The organism is Mesorhizobium sp. M5C.F.Ca.ET.164.01.1.1 (genome assembly GCF_004792125.1).
In the GTDB taxonomy this organism is placed as follows: domain Bacteria; phylum Pseudomonadota; class Alphaproteobacteria; order Rhizobiales; family Rhizobiaceae; genus Mesorhizobium; species Mesorhizobium wenxiniae.
On the sequence record NZ_SRTG01000001.1, the window covers coordinates 994,744 to 1,010,374 of the forward strand.

The window sequence follows — 15,631 nt, forward strand, 5'->3', positions numbered from 1 at the left end:
GACGCAGCTTCCTGGCTTCAGCATATGGACCCTCTTGGGTAATACGAATTGAAAATTGCGCTCTCATGTTTCAAAACAGGTCGGTAGACCCGCGAGGATTGTTTCGTGCGGGGTCGTCCACGGTCCTCAAGCCGAGAATTCTAAAAGACGTTCAACAATGACCCAGCACGCACAAAATGCTCGAATTCTCATGTACAGCCACGACACGTTCGGGCTTGGCCATTTGCAGCGCTGCCGGACGATCGCGCATTCGCTGGTCGAGGATTTCCGCGGACTTCAGGTGCTTATCATTTCGGGTGCGACTATCGCTGGCGCCTTCGACTACCGCGCCCGTGTCGACTTCGTGAAGATCCCCAGCGTCATCAAGTTGCGCAACGGCGAATACACCTCGCTGGAAAAGGATATCGATCTGCATGAGACGCTAAGAATGCGCCAGTCGATCATCCGCCACACAGCCGAGACCTTCCGGCCGGATATCTTCATCGTCGACAAGGAACCGCTCGGCCTGCGCGGTGAGATCGAGGACACGCTGTCCTACCTGAAGACGCGGGGCACCACGCTCGTGCTTGGCCTGCGCGAGGTGATGGACGCCCCGCATCTGCTTGAAGCAGAGTGGGCACGCAAGGATGTGATGCGCAAGATAGGCCTGTTTTACGACAAGGTCTGGGTCTATGGTCCGCCGGATTTCTACGATCCGTTGACCGGTTTGGATGTGCCGCCGGCTGTCAGGGCAAAGATGAAGTTCGTCGGTTTCCTGCAACGGAGCCTGCAGAAGAACGAGTTGCCCGGCCACCGGCCCGAGGGTGATTATATCCTCGTTACCACCGGTGGCGGCGGTGACGGCGCCGAACTGATCCACAGCGTCATCGATGCCTATCAGCAGGATCCGCAATTGCAGCATAGGGCACTGATCGTGCTTGGGCCTTACATGCCGGCGCGCAAGCGCAACAAGCTGCTCAAGAAGGGATCCAAAATTCCCTATATCAAGATCATCGAGTTCGACAACCGCATGGAAGAGCTGATTGCCGGCGCCAAGGCAGTCGTGGCGATGGGCGGTTACAACACCTATTGCGAGATACTGTCTTTCGACAAGCCGGCCCTGATCGTGCCGCGCGTCAAGCCCCGCGAGGAACAACTGATCCGAGCACGGCGCGCAGCCGAACTCGGCCTCATCGAGATGCTTTTGCCGGAAGAAGCCGAGGATTCCCAGCGGTTTGCCGATGCACTGGAGGTGCTGCCGGACCGGCCCGGCCCATCGCAGAGCCATCCGCATCTGACGCTGGAAGGCCTGCCTCACATTTCCGAAATCGTCTCGGAACTGCTCGACCGGCGGGGCGGCCATCACCTTTCGGTCATTGAAGGCGTGAACTGAGTTGCAACATCGCAAGATCGTCGTGGTTCTTAAGGGCTATCCGCGGCTGTCGGAAACCTTCATCGCGCAGGAACTGCTCGGTCTGGAGCGTGCGGGGTTCGACCTGATACTCGTCGCGCTGAGGCGGCCGACCGACGCAAAACGCCACCCCGTGCATGACGAGATCAAAGCGCCCGTCCATTATTTGCCGGAATATCTGCATGAAGAGCCGCTGCGCGTGGTTCGCTCGCTGTTTGCTTACCTGCTGCGGCCGGGCTTCTGGCGCGCGCTCGGATCGCTGGCTACCGATATCCGCCGCGACTTTACGCGCAATCGCGCGCGCCGCTTCGGGCAAGCGCTCGTGCTGGCGGCCGAATGGCCGGAAGGCGCGGGCTGGCTGCATGCACATTTCGCGCACACACCGGCATCGGTAACGCGCTATGCCAGCCAGCTTCGCGGCCTGCCCTGGAGCTGCTCGGCCCATGCCAAGGACATCTGGACTTCGGCGGACTGGGATCTGGCTGGCAAGCTCTCCTCGGCGCGCTGGACGGTCACTTGCACGAAAACCGGCTTCGACCGTCTGAAAAAACTCGCTAACGGCAACTCGTCTGTGCATCTGAGCTATCATGGGCTCGACCTTGATCGCTTCGGCAGTTTCGGCGAGGCGCGAAAACACCATGACGGCTCGGCGCCGGACGAACCGGTTATCGTTCTGAGTGTCGGGCGCGCCGTTGAAAAGAAAGGTTACGATACGTTGCTGGAGGCGCTTGCCCTCTTGCCTGGTGATTTGGCGTGGCGTTTCGAGCATATCGGCGGCGGCGAGGAACTGGAACGGTTCAGGGCGCTGGCGCAAAAGCTCGGACTGGATGGTCGCGTCTCCTGGAAAGGCGCGCTTGCGCAGGAGGAGGTGCTTGAGCACTACCGCTGCGCCGACATCTTCGCCCTGGCCTGCAGGATCACCGCAAATGGCGACCGGGACGGTCTGCCGAATGTTCTGGTGGAGGCGGCTAGCCAGCGCCTTGCCTGCGTGTCGACCGATATTTCCGGCGTGCCGGAGCTTTTATCGCCGGATGAAACCGGGCTGCTGGTTCCGACGGAAAACCCAATTGCCCTGGCACAGGCGCTGGAGCGGCTGATCCGTGATCCCGTGCTGCGCGCCCGCCTCGGCGACGCCGCAGAGCGGCGCGTGCGCGGTGATTTCGATCATATGGCCAGTATTGGACAGCTCAAGGAACTGTTCGAGCGGGAGTGGCGGGCCGCCGAATGAAGCGGCTGCGCGCTTTCTTCTATGTCCAGCACTTGCTCGGTATCGGCCATCTCGCGCGGGCCAGCCGCATTGCGGCGGCTATGGTCGATGACGGGTTCGACGTAACCGTCGTGACCGGCGGAGCGCCGATCGCGGGGTTTCCGGGACCGGGTGTAACATCGGTAGCCCTGCCACCGGTCACCTCCGGTGATGAAGGATTTTCCGGACTTGTCGACCTGCAGGGCAAACCCATCGACGATGATTTCAAGAAATTGCGTTCAGAGATGCTGCTGCAGGCATTCCGGGATTGCAGGCCTGATATCGTCATTGTCGAGGCGTTTCCATTTGGACGCCGGCAGATGCGTTTCGAACTCCTGCCGCTGATCGAGGCCATCGACGCGACGTCACCCAGACCGCTGCTGGCGACGTCCGTCCGTGATATCCTTCAGGAGCGCGTCAAGCCGGGCCGAAACGAGGAAACGGTGGATCTCATCAACAGGCATTTCGACCTTGTCATGATCCACGGTGATCCGGCTTTCGCAACCATCGACAAGACATTTCCACTGGCTGGGGCGATCAAAGCCGAGGTCACCTACACAGGGCTCGTTGCCGCGCCGCCATCGCCCGCGGCCTCCGAGCGCTTCGACATTGTGGTGTCGGTCGGCGGCGGGGCTGCCGGAAAGAACCTTGTCAGCTCCACCATCGCAGCGGCGCGGCATGCCAGCAACGCTTGGAAATGGTGTTTGATCACCGGCCCAAACCTGCCGAAAGACCAGTTTGACGCGATCGCACGCGATGCCACGCCGGTGCTGTCCATCTTCCGGTTCCGCGAGGATTTCGCCAGCCTGCTCACCGGCGCCCGCCTGTCGGTCTCGCAGGCGGGTTACAACACGGCCTGCGATGTCCTGCGCGCGGGTTGTCGCTCCCTGCTCGTTCCATTTGCAGCCGGCGGGGAAACCGAACAGACGGTTCGCAGTCTGATGCTCGAAGAACTCGGTCTTGCGACCATGCTGATGGAAAAGGACCTAACGCCTGAAGGTTTGGCGCAAGCGATCGAACAGGCGCTTGTGGGACCGACGCCGTCCTCGCACCGTCTCGATCTGGAAGGCGCGCGTCGGTCGGCTAAAATTCTGCGCGAGCGGTATCGAACAATGGTCCCTAAAAATGGGGCCCGGTTTCGGAAAAGTTCATGATCAAGCAGACGTACGCGCGTCGCGTCTGGTGAGCTTCGCGCGACGCGCTTCAAGTCGATGTCGTTGTCGTCCCAACCGCTACGCACCTTTGGGCGAAATGCTTTAAACAGTTCCAATCAGCATGAAGCGAGTATAATTTTTTGTCGGCAGCTCGCCGGAGAACCGCACCTCCCGTAGCGCCGCCATTGCTTCGAAGGCTGCTAGTGAAGCCACGCAGTTGATGTGCGTCGGCTCGCTGAAATAATCGTTCGATTGCAGCAGTACAGTCATGCCCCGCGGAAGCAGAGCAAGCCAGGCGCGCAGATCGGCTATGTGTTCGCAGCTCGTATTGACCATCAGGTCGGGCCGCACGGCCGCATAGTCGAGTGAATACATATCTGCCGTCAGCGCCCGAAACCGGTCGCCGGCTTCCCGGTTGAGGGTCCGGGCGACCGGCGCGACTTCGGGATCGATGTCGATGCTATCGACCGCCGTGATGTCGAAGCGGGCGTCGTTGAAAAGCATTGCCGGCAATACGCCGTACCATCCACCCACAACCCATACGCGCCCGAACCGGCCGCCGCAGCTTTCGAACAGCCTGTCGAGCGCCCACATCTTGCAGGCGACCTGCTTGTGGTTGAAGGCGTTTGCGATATCGGCCTTCGGATGCTTGGTGATGACGCGCGCCAGCCCTGCCACGAGAGGGCAGTTGACGTAGGCAGCAATTCCCCGCGTGAGGTCCAAGGCTTGCTCGTGCCAGCTGATGCCGGCATTGCGTGGTTGCGTGACATCCATCATATTTGTCTTGTATGTTGGGATTTCGGGCGACACAACGCAATCTTGCCTCCCACAAGGCTGTTTGATTCGCGGACGTGATTATGCAGCAAGCCGCTTCGCCATTGCCCGGTGCCGGAGAGAGCCTGTTGCATCTGCCCGGACCATCGGCGTCCATCCGCGAGCACCAGCGGCGCAGCTGCGGCCTCGTGCTGCGCGGCTATTCGCCAAAACCCTACGGAAGCCGCGAACCGTTTGGCCAGCTGCTTTCTTCGCCGATCAACAATGCCGATCGCGTTGTCATCGACCATTCGCCGGAACTGGATCGCGCCGCCTCGCAGGTTCCTTCCATCGTTGAGCGCAGAACAATTTCCTTGCGCTGCAGCTTCGAGCTTTTCGTTGACGACGAAAAAATGGCCGATACGCCATTCGCCAGCAGGTGCTTTTACCTCCTGCATCCTTCCAACTGAAGAAGGGTCCACAGCCGCATATGGAACCCAGCCTAGCCCGCTATATCTGGACGCACACCAAGAAGCAGCAGCTCTGGATATTGATGATCGTCGTGCTTTCGATGATCCCGTATTTCATGTCCTTCGACCTGCCGAAGCTGATCATCAACGGCCCGATCCAAGGTAGCGGCTTCGAGCAACCGGGCGCGACCCAGCCATTCATGAGGTTACACTATAACCTGCCGTTCATCGGAGAGGTCCAGTTCTTCTCCGGTTTTCAGCTCGACCGCAAGGCGACGCTGTTTGCCCTGAGCCTTGTGTTCCTCTTGCTAGTCGTCATCAACGGCCTGTTCAAACTCTACATCAACACCTATAAGGGCCGCCTCGGCGAACGCATGCTGCGGCGTATCCGATTCGATCTGGTCGATCGTGTGCTGCGGTTTCCACCGTTTTACTTCAAGCGAGTGAAATCCGCCGAAGTGGCGACCATGGTGAAGGACGAGGTGGAGCCGCTGGGCGGCTTCATCGGCGATGCCTTCGTGCAGCCGGTGCTGCTCGGCGGCCAGGCGCTGACGGCCATGCTGTTCATCGTGGTCCAGAACTTCTGGCTCGGAATGATAGCGGTCGTGATCGTGGTGATCCAGATCGTGCTCATCCCGCGAATGCGGCGGCGGCTGATCGTGCTCGGGCGCGAACGGCAGTTGACGGCGCGCGCGCTTTCGGGCCGGGTTGGCGAAATCGTCGACGGGATCGGCGCGGTTCACGTCCACGACACATCAAACTACGAGCGCGCCGACATAGCTGCCCGGCTCGGGCAAATCTTCAAGATCCGCTTCGATCTTTACCAATGGAAATTCATGGTGAAGTTCCTCAATAATTTTCTCGCGCAGGTCACGCCCTTTCTGTTCTACATGATCGGCGGGTATCTGGTCATCCAGGGGCGGCTGGACGTCGGTCAGCTCGTGGCCGTGATCAGCGCCTACAAGGAGCTGCCCGGACCGATGAAAGAACTGATCGACTGGGATCAGGCGCGACAGGATATCCAGGTCAAATATCAGCAGGTCGTTGAACAATTCACCGTCGATGGTCTCATTGCGCCGAGAATCGGCGCATTGACGATCGACGATCCCGATCCGATGACCAAACCACTGTCGGCGATCAGTCTGTCCATAGCAGACGATGGCGGTGGAATGGTCCTCGACCGTGTCTCCCTCCAGGTCAAGCCGGGTGAGACGGTGGCGCTGGTCAGTACCGCAACAGGTGGAGCCGAGGCGCTTGCAGAAGCCTTCGCGCGGCTGAATCGGCCGGACAGCGGAAGGGTCGCTTCGGGCGCCGACGATCTGCTTGAACTCCCCGAAGCAGTGACCGGCCGGCGCATGTCCTATGCCTCGTCGGATGTTTTCCTGTTCCAAGCAAGCCTCCGCGATAACCTGCTCTACGGGTTGAAGCATGCGCCGCTGACATCGGTGACTTATGACGGTGCTGCGGCAAACCAGCACCGCTGGAACATCCACGAGGCGCGCCGGTCGGGCAATCCGGATCTTGATATCCACAGCGACTGGATCAACTATGCTTCCGCTGGCGCTACCGGCCCGCACGACCTCTTTGAAGCCGTGCGCCGGGCGCTCGACGCGGTTGTTCTGTCGCGCGATATTCTGGATCTTGGCTTGCGCTCTTCGGCCGACCTGACGCGTCACACGGAGCTTGCGAGGCGGATCGTCGAACTGCGGGCGGCGCTGCGAACCCGGCTGGAACACGAAGGGCTGAGCGAACTGGTGGTTCCTTTCGAACCGGGCGCCTACAACAAGGAAGCAACGATCGGCCAAAACCTGCTCTTCGGCGCTGCCGCCGGGCCCGAACTGGCCGACAGGGCTCTGGCGGCCAATCCCTATTTTGCTTCTGTGCTGAGGCAAGCCGGCCTCGACCGCACGCTCTACGAAATGGGCATGGAGATCGCCGAACAGGCGATCGAGCTGTTTGCCGACCTGCCGCCCGATCACCAGTTCTTCCAGCAGCTCGCCTTCATGAGCGCCGAGGAGATACCCGCCTACGAAACCTTGCTGCAACGGCTCAAGAACCGTCCCCACGAGGCGGTTTCGGAGAGCGACCGCGCCATGATCGTCACCTTGAGCTTTGCCTATATCGAGCCCCGGCACCGCTTCGGCCTGCTGAGCGACGAGCTGATGAGCAAGATCGTCGCTGCACGCAACCTGTTCTATGAAAACCTGCCGCCCGAGCTGCAAAATGCGATCGAACGGTATGATCCTGCCAAATACATAGCCGCGGCCACCGTCATGGATAATGTCCTGTTCGGGCGTGTGGGCAACAACCATCCCGACGCGCCGGACCGCATACGCTCCATCGTCTATGACATTCTTGACGAACTTGGGCTTTATGCCGAACTTCTGGATGTCGGCCTGGACTTCAATGTCGGCTCCGGCGGCAGGCGGCTGACCGGTGGACAGCGACAGAAGCTCGATGTTGCCCGGGCCCTGCTCAAGCGTCCTGATTTTCTCATTCTCAACCGGCCGCTGTCGGCGCTCGACCAGCGCATGCAGGATAAGGTGCTGCGAAACGTGCTCGAGGATGCCAGGCGCGACGGCCATTCGCCGGCAATTGTGTGGGTCGTGACGAATCCGGCGATGGGGATGATGTTCGATCGCGTTATCGTCTTCGACTCGGGCAAATTGGTGGAAGACGGAACACCCGAGACACTTTTGGCAGGGAACGGTATATTCAAGGAACTGCTGTCATAGAGCAACGGACATTCAGATGGGATCATTCTGCCGGTGCGAATTTGATGCAAGATCATGGCATTCGGCAAAGGGCGTAGCGGGACTGCATCCGCGCCGAAAACCGAAGGATTTGCCGCAAATTCACCCGGCTCTTCGGGTTCCGGCTGGCGAAGCCTATTTTTGTCAGGCGGCATCGCCCGATCGCCCGGCATCGGGCTTGCCACCTTTCGCGTGGTTCGTCCCGCCATCCCGGAAACAGAATTGATTCCATCTGGGCGACCGTTGCTCTAGTCTGGCACACGCGAATTTGGGAAGGTTTGCGACAATGCTGCTCAAGGACGAAGTTGGAATGCTGCAACGCGTTCCCTTGTTCTCTGCCATCGAGCCGACAAAGCTCAAGCTGCTTGCGTTCACATCCGATCGTGTGAGCTACAGCGCCGGCCAGATCCTTTTCCGGCAGGGCGACGAGGGAGACGCCGCCTATGTCATCCTTTCAGGCAGGGCGGATATTCTGGTCGATTCCGACAGCGGACCGATAAAAGTTGCCGAACTGGAGCCAAATTCGATTGTTGGCGAGATCGCCATATTGTGCAACAGCTCCCGCACGGCCACCGTCAGAGCGGCAAGTCCGCTGGAAGCGTTGAGAATCAGCAAGGATCATTTCCTGAGGCTTATGAAGGAGTTCCCGGAAATGACCATCGAGATATTGCGGGTTCTTGCCGATCGCCTAAGCCATACGACCGCGGATCTGATCGATGCACGAAGCGCCAAATAACGGATGACGTGCGCTCGATCCTCGCCGTCGTGATGGCACTGTCCTCTTGCTGAGAAGGTCACCCGGGAAAACCTGTCTCGCCTAGCAGCAGTTGTTTGGCTACGATGGGCGACGGGGACTGCGAAGGGGTAGCATGGACGACGACGTTTTTCTGGTCAGATTTTGGGGCGTGCGCGGCAGCATTTCGGTATCGGGGCCAGAATTCTCTCGCTATGGCGGCAACACGATCTGCATTGAGATGCGATGCGGTAAGCATACGCTTCTATTCGACGCAGGCTCTGGCCTACGACCTGCCGGCGGGGCGCTTCAGGCTTTGGGCGTGACCGATTTCGACCTGCTTTTCACCCATTGCCATTATGATCACATCATCGGGTTGCCGTCTTTTGCGCCGATCTATGACCGGAGCGTTAAGGTTACGCTTTGGTCCGGGCATCTTGCAGGACACATGACGACCCGGCAGATGGTCGATAAGTTCATGCGGCCGCCGTGGTTTCCGATGAAGCTGGAGTTCTGCAAGGCAAGGCTCGACTATCGCGATTTCGTATCCGGGGACGTGCTTCGGCCGCGCGAAGGGGTGGTGGTCAAAACCGGCAGTCTTATCCATCCGGGCGGCTGCATAGGCTACCGGGTCGAATGGGGCGGCCGCGTCGTGGCGATGATCACAGACACTGAGCACGAGCCGGACAAACTCGATCACGCGGTGCTCGGCCTGATCGAAGATGCCGACCTCGTCATTTACGATTGCACCTACACCGAGGAGGAAATGGAGCGCCGCCGCGGATACGGGCACTCGACATGGCAACAGGGCGCCAAGCTCTGTGAGGCGGCCGGTGCGCGCGGGCTTGCGCTGTTTCACCACGATCCGACACGCACCGACGAGGAAGTGGACGAGATCGAGAAACTGGCCAAAGACAGATTTGCCGGCGCTTTTGCCGCGCGGGATGGCCAGACGCTCACATTTCCAGTCTCATTGCACAAAAAGAGCTGAGCTATTTTCCTCTACCGGCGCTGCGCCCGATCAGTGTCCTGATCGGAAGCCATGCGCAGGCTTCAGTCTGTGCGGTGACTTTGAACAGCCGTTCGAGGAAAAGCCAGGCCGATTCATCATGTACGAGATGGTGGGTGAGCAGGCCGACCGGTTCGCCGCCGTCGAATGCATGCTGCAATTGCGCGATGATAGCCTGAACCAATAGGCCGTGATCGCGGCAGCCGCGCGTGCCATGCCAATCCATGATGTCGACATTGCTGTTGATGACCGCCAGTGAAGCCGGCTTCGGCGGCCCATAGACCGACAATGCCGCAAATCCTATCGGACCAAGGTCGGATACCAAGCCGGCGTCGATCCTGTTCCAGGGTGGCACCAGCATCGGAACGGCACGTGCGCCGTGCAGGCCGGTTACGTGCGACAGCCCGCGAGCCAGATCATCGAGCACCACCTCGCGTGGCCGATGCGCGCCTAGCTCCTGCTTTTTCTGGTCCTCGGGCGCATGATTTCGGTGCGTCCAACCATGGATGGCGACCGTGGCATGCGGCGCCTCGTCAAGCCGGGCGACAAGCTTCTCATCAGTCAGGGCCGGGATGACGGCCAGAGTGACCGGAACCGCGAATTCACCGGTGAGGTCGAGCAGCCGATCAAGCGCCGGCGTCGGATCCACGGCGTCATCGTCACGCAGCCAGAACTCTGCCTTACGGTCCGCCCGTTGCCGGCACGCCAGTTCTTCCACCAAGGGCTGCCAGATCTGATCCGATGTCATGAAACCGGGATCTTCGCAAGAAGTTCGGCCAGACGCGCCGCTGCAACACCGAGGGAGCGTTCTTCGAGGATGAAACGTCTGGCTTCCGCGGCCATGGTGGTTCTTTCGTCGTTACGGGCCAGAAGCCTTTCAATGGCAGAAGCGAACGCCGCCACATCGCCCGCCGGGGTGAGAAACCCGGTCTGGCCATCCCGCACGACCTCCGGCACGCCGGCGATGTCCTGAGCCACCACCGGAAGGCCGGCGGCCTGTGCTTCAAGATAGGCAACGCCATAGGCCTCGCCGTAACCCGGCCAGACGTAAATTCCCCCAGTGTAGAGGACATCCGGCACGGCGGCTGGCTCAATCGCGCCAAGCCATTCGATACGGTCGGCGGGCAAGCCGGCGAATTGCGCTTTGACCTCGTCATGGGCAGGCCCATCCCCGACCACCGACATGGTCCAGGGCAGGTGGCCGATCGGACCGAGCGCCTGCGCCAGCATGCGATAGCTTTCGACTTTGTCGCCCGGGCGCATCATGGCGACGGTAACGAGGCGCGTCGGACAACCTCGTGCCGGCATTTCCCGGAATATCGATGTGTCGATGAAGGGCGAAAGCATACCGAGAGCGGCGTCGGGAATCGCGTCTGTCAGTCCCTGACGATCCCTTTGCGTGAAGCAGATGTTCAGCGCTGCCTGTTCGACGGCTCGCGCCACCAACGCTTGCGTATCGGCCCACAAACCGACGTTGCGCCGCCTTGAATAGGAGGCTTCCGCTGTCACATAGGGTATAGCAAAGGCCGACGCCAGTTCGGGTCCGATCAGGTCGGGCGCCTTGTAATAGGGATGATAGGAGAACCAGAGATCGGGCTTGCCGTCACGATCCCAAAGCCTTGTCAGCCGCGCGGCTTCCTCTCGGGCCCCGATCTTGAGCGCAGCGAAACTTTTCGACTCCGGTTCGCGTAGATAGAAGCGCAATTCGGATGCTAGTTCGACGCTATGCCCTCCGTGCTCCAGCGCCTTGACCAGCATCCGTGCCATCTGGCGGTCGCCGGAGGCAACGGGATGATTGGGCGACTTCAGCGGCGCGTGGAAGGCAATTCGCATCGCCGGACCCTATCATCGGAAAGCCTGTGCAAGTCAATTTCGAAGCATGATCGACTTCACCCTCAAGCAGTGGAATGTGCTATCTGATGCTCATGGAAACAGCTGCCGCGTCCGACCCGTTTGTCGCTTCTTTGCCGGTCTTCGCAAAGTTCGAAAGCGTTGCCGATATCGATAACTATCGGCCTCTCCCGGATGGCTGGGCGCTGGCCACCGCCGACATCGTCGGCTCGACCAAGGCGATCGGGGCTGGGCGCTATAAAACGGTCAATATGGCCGGCGCCAGCGTCATTTCGGCGCTGCTCAATGCGCTGGGTCGGCAAGATCTTCCCTTTGTCTTCGGCGGCGACGGCGCGCTCGTGGCGTTTCCCGGCTCGGCTCTGGAGATCACCCGCAACGCGCTGGCGGTTGTCCAGAGATGGGTGGCGGACGAGCTGGACCTGACCTTGCGTGCCGCAATCGTGCCGATAAAGGATATAAGAGCGCAAGGCCTCGACGTTCGCGTGGCGAGGTTCCGGGCCTCCGAAGCGGTCTTCTATGCCATGTTCGCCGGCGGTGGCGGCAGTTGGGCGGAAGCCGAGATGAAAGCGGGGCGCTACCGCATCGATCCTGCGCCAGCCGGCGCGCGGCCGGATCTGACCGGCCTCTCCTGCCGCTGGGACCCGATCGAAGCCCGGCATGGCGAAATCGTCTCGATCATAGCCGTACCGGGAGCGTCGCGCGACTTGCGCGGTTTTCAGTTTCTGGCTTCCGACATCATCGCCCTTGCCGGCAGGCAGGAACGCGATGGCCACCCGGTGCCGGTGAACGGGCCGGGCTTCAGTTTTCCGCCCGCCGGCCTCGATATCGAGGCGCGGGCCATGGCGCCGGCAGGATGGCGATGGCTGTCGAAGCTGTGGATATTGTTTCTGATGACGCTTACGGCTGTCACCGACAGGTATGGCTGGACGATCGGCAGTTTCGATCCGAAGGTCTACAAACGCGACGTGGCCAGCAATTCGGATTTCCGGAAGTTCGACGACGGCTTGAAGATGACCATCGACGTTGACGCGGATGTGTTGCAACGGATCGAGAAGCGGCTGAAACAGGCGGAAGAGGCGGGCATCTGCAACTATGGCCTGCACCGCCAGAAATCGGCCTTGATGACATGCCTGGTCGCCTCGCCGCTGCAGCGCGACCACGTTCATTTCATCGATGGCGCCGCCGGCGGCTATGCGATGGCCGCCGCAAGCCTGAAGGCGAAGGTGCCGGTCTGACGACGGCTTGCGGAAATCGATTTTCCGCAATATGCCTCGGGGTTCTTGGGGAACCAGGTGAGCCTCGCCATGGGAGCGGACGGCCTGTCCGAATTGACGGAAAGCAAATTTTTGGACGCCTCACGATCGACATATGACCGTCTTCTGAACCGGATTTCGACGCGCGCCGCGCAAGTCGGCGTGATTGGACTGGGCTATGTCGGGTTGCCGCTGGCGGTTGCGATCGCACGCGCCGGCTTCCCGGTTTCCGGCTTCGACATCGAAGCCCAGAAGGTCGAGAACCTGAACAACGGCCAATCCTACATTGAGGCGGTGGCATCGACAGCCCTTGCCGGCCAGGTGGCGAACGGACGGTTCCGCGCCACTGCGGATTTTGCCGAACTGGCCGTCTGCGATGTCATCATCATCTGCGTTCCGACACCGCTGACGAAAAACCGTGAGCCGGACCTCTCCTTTGTCAGGAACACGGCAGGCACCATCGCGAAGCATCTGCGTCTCGGCCAACTGATCGTGCTGGAATCGACCACCTATCCCGGCACCACCGACGACGTGATCAAGCCCATACTGGAAGAAACCGGCTTGCAGTCGAAGATAGACTTCTTCCTCGGCTTCTCGCCCGAACGCGAGGATCCCGGCAATCGTAGCTTTGAAGTCGCGACGATCCCCAAGATCGTGGCAGGCGACGGCATTGAAGCGGCGACGCTCGTGCAGGCTTTCTACCAGGGCGTGGTCAAGACCGTCGTTCCGGTTTCCACCACGGCGACCGCCGAGGCGGTCAAGCTGACGGAAAACATCTTCCGCTCGGTCAACATAGCCCTGGTCAACGAGTTGAAGGTCGTGCTCGGTGCGATGGGCATCGACATCTGGGAGGTGATCGAGGCGGCAAAGAGCAAGCCCTTCGGCTACATGCCTTTCTATCCTGGCCCCGGACTTGGCGGGCACTGCGTTCCGATCGATCCCTTCTACTTGACGTGGAAAGCGCGCGAATACGAACTGCCGACCCGCTTCATCGAACTGGCGGCAGAGATCAACACGGCCATGCCGCGCCATGTGGTCGATGAACTGGCGAAGGCGCTGGACCGGCGCTGCGGCAAGGCGCTCAGCCGCTCGCGCATTCTCATCATCGGGCTCGCCTATAAGAAGAATGTGCCCGACATCCGCGAAAGCCCCTCATTGCGGCTCATTGAACTCATCGAGGAATGGGGCGGCAAGGCGGAATTCCACGATCCGCATGTTACCGAGATCCCGACCACACGGGAGCATATGGCGATCAAGGGGCGGCGCTCGGTCGAATTGACCGAGGCGGCCTTGAAGGATTTCGACGCTGTCGTCATTGCAACCGACCACGACGCGATCGACTATCAGGCGATCGCTGATCACGCTCTTCTGATCGTCGACACACGCAATGTTTTTGGCCGCCTCGGGCTAGCCCGAGAGACTGTGGTGAAGGCCTGACGGCGTCTGAGCCGGCGAATTTTTTACCTGATGGCAGGATCATGATTGCACTCCGCCGGCAGCCTCGCCACATAATGCCCCTTCGACGGCTTTTGCTGACAAGGGCATTATTGACTTCGAGGGTCTTATCTTCGGGTCGTTAGAAAGGAGAATGGCTCGTCTTCGACGGGTCTCAAGATAGCATGAGCACAGCGCAAGCAGAAATTTCCACCATTCTCATGGATAAGGTTGCCGATTGGCTGACCCAATCGGCGCTGGCGGGCGACGACCTGGAAACATTGGTAAAGGGCTTTTGTGAACGGCTGGCTGCTGCCGGCCTGCCGTTGAAGCGGGTGCATTTGAGCTTTTCGATGCTTCATCCGCTTTATGACGCGCTTGGCTTCACCTGGCTTCGCGGCCAGGGCATGGAAGTGGAAGGCTTCCGCAAAAAGGACGGCGTTCATTCTGACAGATTCCTGACCAGCCCATACTACCATCTGCTCAGCCACAAGCTCGACCATCTGAGGCGCCGGCTCGACCCGTCGGTGCCGTCGGAATTTCCTATTTTCGATGAACTCAGGCTTATGGGCGTGACCGATTACATGGCTTTCGTCCATCCCTTCAACGGCAATACCAGTCAGGGCATGATTGGGTCCTGGTCCACCGACAGCGCTTCAGGCTTCAGCGACAGCATGATTTCAGCGCTGCTGCGCATCCAGAACCATCTCGCTATCGCAACCAAGATGGCGGTGCTCACCAAGCTGGCCGACAACATGATGACCACTTATCTCGGCGGCGACGCCGGCAGGCGCGTGCTGGACGGCCAGATCAAGCGCGGCGAGGGCGATACAATCCGGGCCGCACTGGTCATGGCCGATATGCGCGGGTCGACAAGGCTTGCCGAAACTGCCGGCCGCGAAATCTACATCGATACGCTGAACCAGTTTTTCGATGCCATTGCTGCACCTTTCAATCGCAGAGGCGGGCAGATCATGAGTTTCATAGGTGATGGCTTTATTGCCGTCTTCCCTTGCGAAAGGCACCGTGCGCAGTCCGAGACCGCCTGCCAGGCTGCTCTTGCGGCAACGCACAAGGCCACCGCTCGCATGATGGATCTCAATCTGCGAAGAAAGGAGCAGGGATTGGGCGACATAAAATTTGGCATCGGCCTGCATGTCGGCAATGTGATGTTCGGCAATGTCGGACTTACCGACCGACTAACATTCTCTGTCTTCGGCTCGGCTGTAAACGAGGTCCAGCGCCTCCAGACCCTGACCAAGAAATATCCGCACAGCATTCTCGCCAGTAAGGACTTCGCCGGCTATTGCGGCGCCAACAGCTGGCTGACGCTCGGCAAGGAGGGACTGGCGGGTATCAAACAGAAGCTGACGGTGCTTTCACCCGATCTGTCGGGTGCTCTCGCACTCGATGAGGACGGCACGCTGGAGCCGATTTACGACCGAATGTCCGACGCCGAGCAGGTCATGCTGCTTCATCGCGATGCAGCGCGGCTGTCGGTGGGCGCCCCGAGGAAGCTCCAGTAACCGCCCCGATCTGATCCGAACGCCTTTGGCATGCAGTCCGGTCGCAGTTCCGCCATGGA

At 60.2% G+C, this 15,631-nt stretch carries 13 protein-coding genes; 9 read left to right on the top strand and 4 right to left on the bottom strand.

Features of this window, described 5'->3' with window-relative positions:
* Window positions 1-157 precede the first annotated feature (157 nt).
* From EN807_RS04755 to EN807_RS04765, 3 genes are read left to right on the top strand one after another with little or no spacing between them, the layout of a single operon-like run.
* Entirely contained in the window at window positions 158-1,372 is a 1,215-nt protein-coding gene (locus EN807_RS04755) for a glycosyltransferase family protein (protein ID WP_135934072.1), read from the top strand.
* 1 nt (window position 1,373) lies between these two features.
* A complete protein-coding gene (locus tag EN807_RS04760) occupies window positions 1,374-2,618 on the top strand; it encodes a glycosyltransferase (protein WP_135934073.1) in 1,245 nt (414 codons plus the stop codon).
* Window positions 2,615-3,790 carry a glycosyltransferase family protein gene (locus EN807_RS04765; protein WP_135934074.1) on the top strand — a complete coding sequence of 392 codons (1,176 nt, stop codon included), beginning with the start codon at window positions 2,615-2,617 and terminating at the stop codon, window positions 3,788-3,790. Before EN807_RS04760 ends, EN807_RS04765 begins: the two co-directional genes overlap by 4 nt.
* Before the next feature lie 102 nt (window positions 3,791-3,892).
* Here EN807_RS04765 and EN807_RS04770 read toward each other — a convergent pair whose 3' ends face one another.
* Window positions 3,893-4,564, bottom strand: coding sequence for a class I SAM-dependent methyltransferase (locus EN807_RS04770; RefSeq protein ID WP_135935786.1), 672 nt, complete (start codon window positions 4,562-4,564; stop codon window positions 3,893-3,895).
* A complete protein-coding gene (locus EN807_RS35405) occupies window positions 4,564-5,001 on the bottom strand; it encodes a hypothetical protein (RefSeq protein WP_189522350.1) in 438 nt (145 codons plus the stop codon). Before EN807_RS35405 ends, EN807_RS04770 begins: the two co-directional genes overlap by 1 nt.
* A 32-nt stretch (window positions 5,002-5,033) precedes the next feature.
* Between EN807_RS35405 and EN807_RS04780 the strand changes: the two genes are divergently transcribed.
* From EN807_RS04780 to EN807_RS04790, 3 genes are all read left to right on the top strand, one after another.
* On the top strand, window positions 5,034-7,748 hold the full coding sequence (locus EN807_RS04780; RefSeq protein WP_135934076.1) for an ABC transporter ATP-binding protein: 2,715 nt from the start codon (window positions 5,034-5,036) through the stop codon (window positions 7,746-7,748).
* A 304-nt stretch (window positions 7,749-8,052) separates the two neighbouring features.
* The gene (locus tag EN807_RS04785) at window positions 8,053-8,502 is read left to right on the top strand and encodes a cyclic nucleotide-binding domain-containing protein (RefSeq protein WP_029349567.1); all 450 of its coding nucleotides are present in this window, start codon (window positions 8,053-8,055) and stop codon (window positions 8,500-8,502) included.
* A gap of 133 nt (window positions 8,503-8,635) precedes the next feature.
* The gene (locus tag EN807_RS04790) at window positions 8,636-9,490 is read left to right on the top strand and encodes an MBL fold metallo-hydrolase (protein WP_135934077.1); all 855 of its coding nucleotides are present in this window, start codon (window positions 8,636-8,638) and stop codon (window positions 9,488-9,490) included.
* A 1-nt stretch (window position 9,491) separates the two neighbouring features.
* On the opposite strand, the gene EN807_RS04795 is transcribed toward EN807_RS04790, so the two are convergent.
* Both EN807_RS04795 and EN807_RS04800 read right to left on the bottom strand, forming a co-directional pair.
* A complete protein-coding gene (locus EN807_RS04795; protein WP_135934078.1) occupies window positions 9,492-10,256 on the bottom strand; it encodes a polysaccharide deacetylase family protein in 765 nt (254 codons plus the stop codon).
* Entirely contained in the window at window positions 10,253-11,341 is a 1,089-nt protein-coding gene (locus EN807_RS04800; protein WP_135934079.1) for a glycosyltransferase family 4 protein, read from the bottom strand. Before EN807_RS04800 ends, EN807_RS04795 begins: the two co-directional genes overlap by 4 nt.
* Before the next feature lie 92 nt (window positions 11,342-11,433).
* On the opposite strand from EN807_RS04800, the gene EN807_RS04805 reads away from it, so the two are divergent.
* From EN807_RS04805 to EN807_RS04815, 3 genes are all read left to right on the top strand, one after another.
* Complete coding sequence (locus EN807_RS04805; RefSeq protein ID WP_135935787.1) at window positions 11,434-12,594, top strand: DUF3095 domain-containing protein; 1,161 nt, start codon at window positions 11,434-11,436, stop codon at window positions 12,592-12,594.
* A gap of 111 nt (window positions 12,595-12,705) precedes the next feature.
* Window positions 12,706-14,049 (top strand): nucleotide sugar dehydrogenase, encoded by a 1,344-nt coding sequence (locus EN807_RS04810; RefSeq protein WP_127314061.1) that lies wholly within the window; start codon window positions 12,706-12,708, stop codon window positions 14,047-14,049.
* Window positions 14,050-14,231: 182 nt separating this feature from the next.
* Window positions 14,232-15,572 carry an adenylate/guanylate cyclase domain-containing protein gene (locus EN807_RS04815; RefSeq protein WP_127314062.1) on the top strand — a complete coding sequence of 447 codons (1,341 nt, stop codon included), beginning with the start codon at window positions 14,232-14,234 and terminating at the stop codon, window positions 15,570-15,572.
* Window positions 15,573-15,631 lie beyond the last annotated feature (59 nt).

Coding starts and splice junctions, on each gene's coding strand:
- EN807_RS04815 (WP_127314062.1), top strand. CDS start 14,232: ATGAGCACAGCGCAAGCAGAAATTTCCACCATTCTCATGGATAAGGTT.
- EN807_RS04790 (WP_135934077.1), top strand. CDS start 8,636: ATGGACGACGACGTTTTTCTGGTCAGATTTTGGGGCGTGCGCGGCAGC.
- EN807_RS04785 (WP_029349567.1), top strand. CDS start 8,053: ATGCTGCTCAAGGACGAAGTTGGAATGCTGCAACGCGTTCCCTTGTTC.
- EN807_RS04770 (WP_135935786.1), bottom strand. CDS start 4,564: ATGGATGTCACGCAACCACGCAATGCCGGCATCAGCTGGCACGAGCAA.
- EN807_RS04765 (WP_135934074.1), top strand. CDS start 2,615: ATGAAGCGGCTGCGCGCTTTCTTCTATGTCCAGCACTTGCTCGGTATC.
- EN807_RS04805 (WP_135935787.1), top strand. CDS start 11,434: ATGGAAACAGCTGCCGCGTCCGACCCGTTTGTCGCTTCTTTGCCGGTC.
- EN807_RS04795 (WP_135934078.1), bottom strand. CDS start 10,256: ATGACATCGGATCAGATCTGGCAGCCCTTGGTGGAAGAACTGGCGTGC.
- EN807_RS04780 (WP_135934076.1), top strand. CDS start 5,034: ATGGAACCCAGCCTAGCCCGCTATATCTGGACGCACACCAAGAAGCAG.
- EN807_RS04800 (WP_135934079.1), bottom strand. CDS start 11,341: ATGCGAATTGCCTTCCACGCGCCGCTGAAGTCGCCCAATCATCCCGTT.
- EN807_RS04755 (WP_135934072.1), top strand. CDS start 158: ATGACCCAGCACGCACAAAATGCTCGAATTCTCATGTACAGCCACGAC.
- EN807_RS35405 (WP_189522350.1), bottom strand. CDS start 5,001: ATGCAGGAGGTAAAAGCACCTGCTGGCGAATGGCGTATCGGCCATTTT.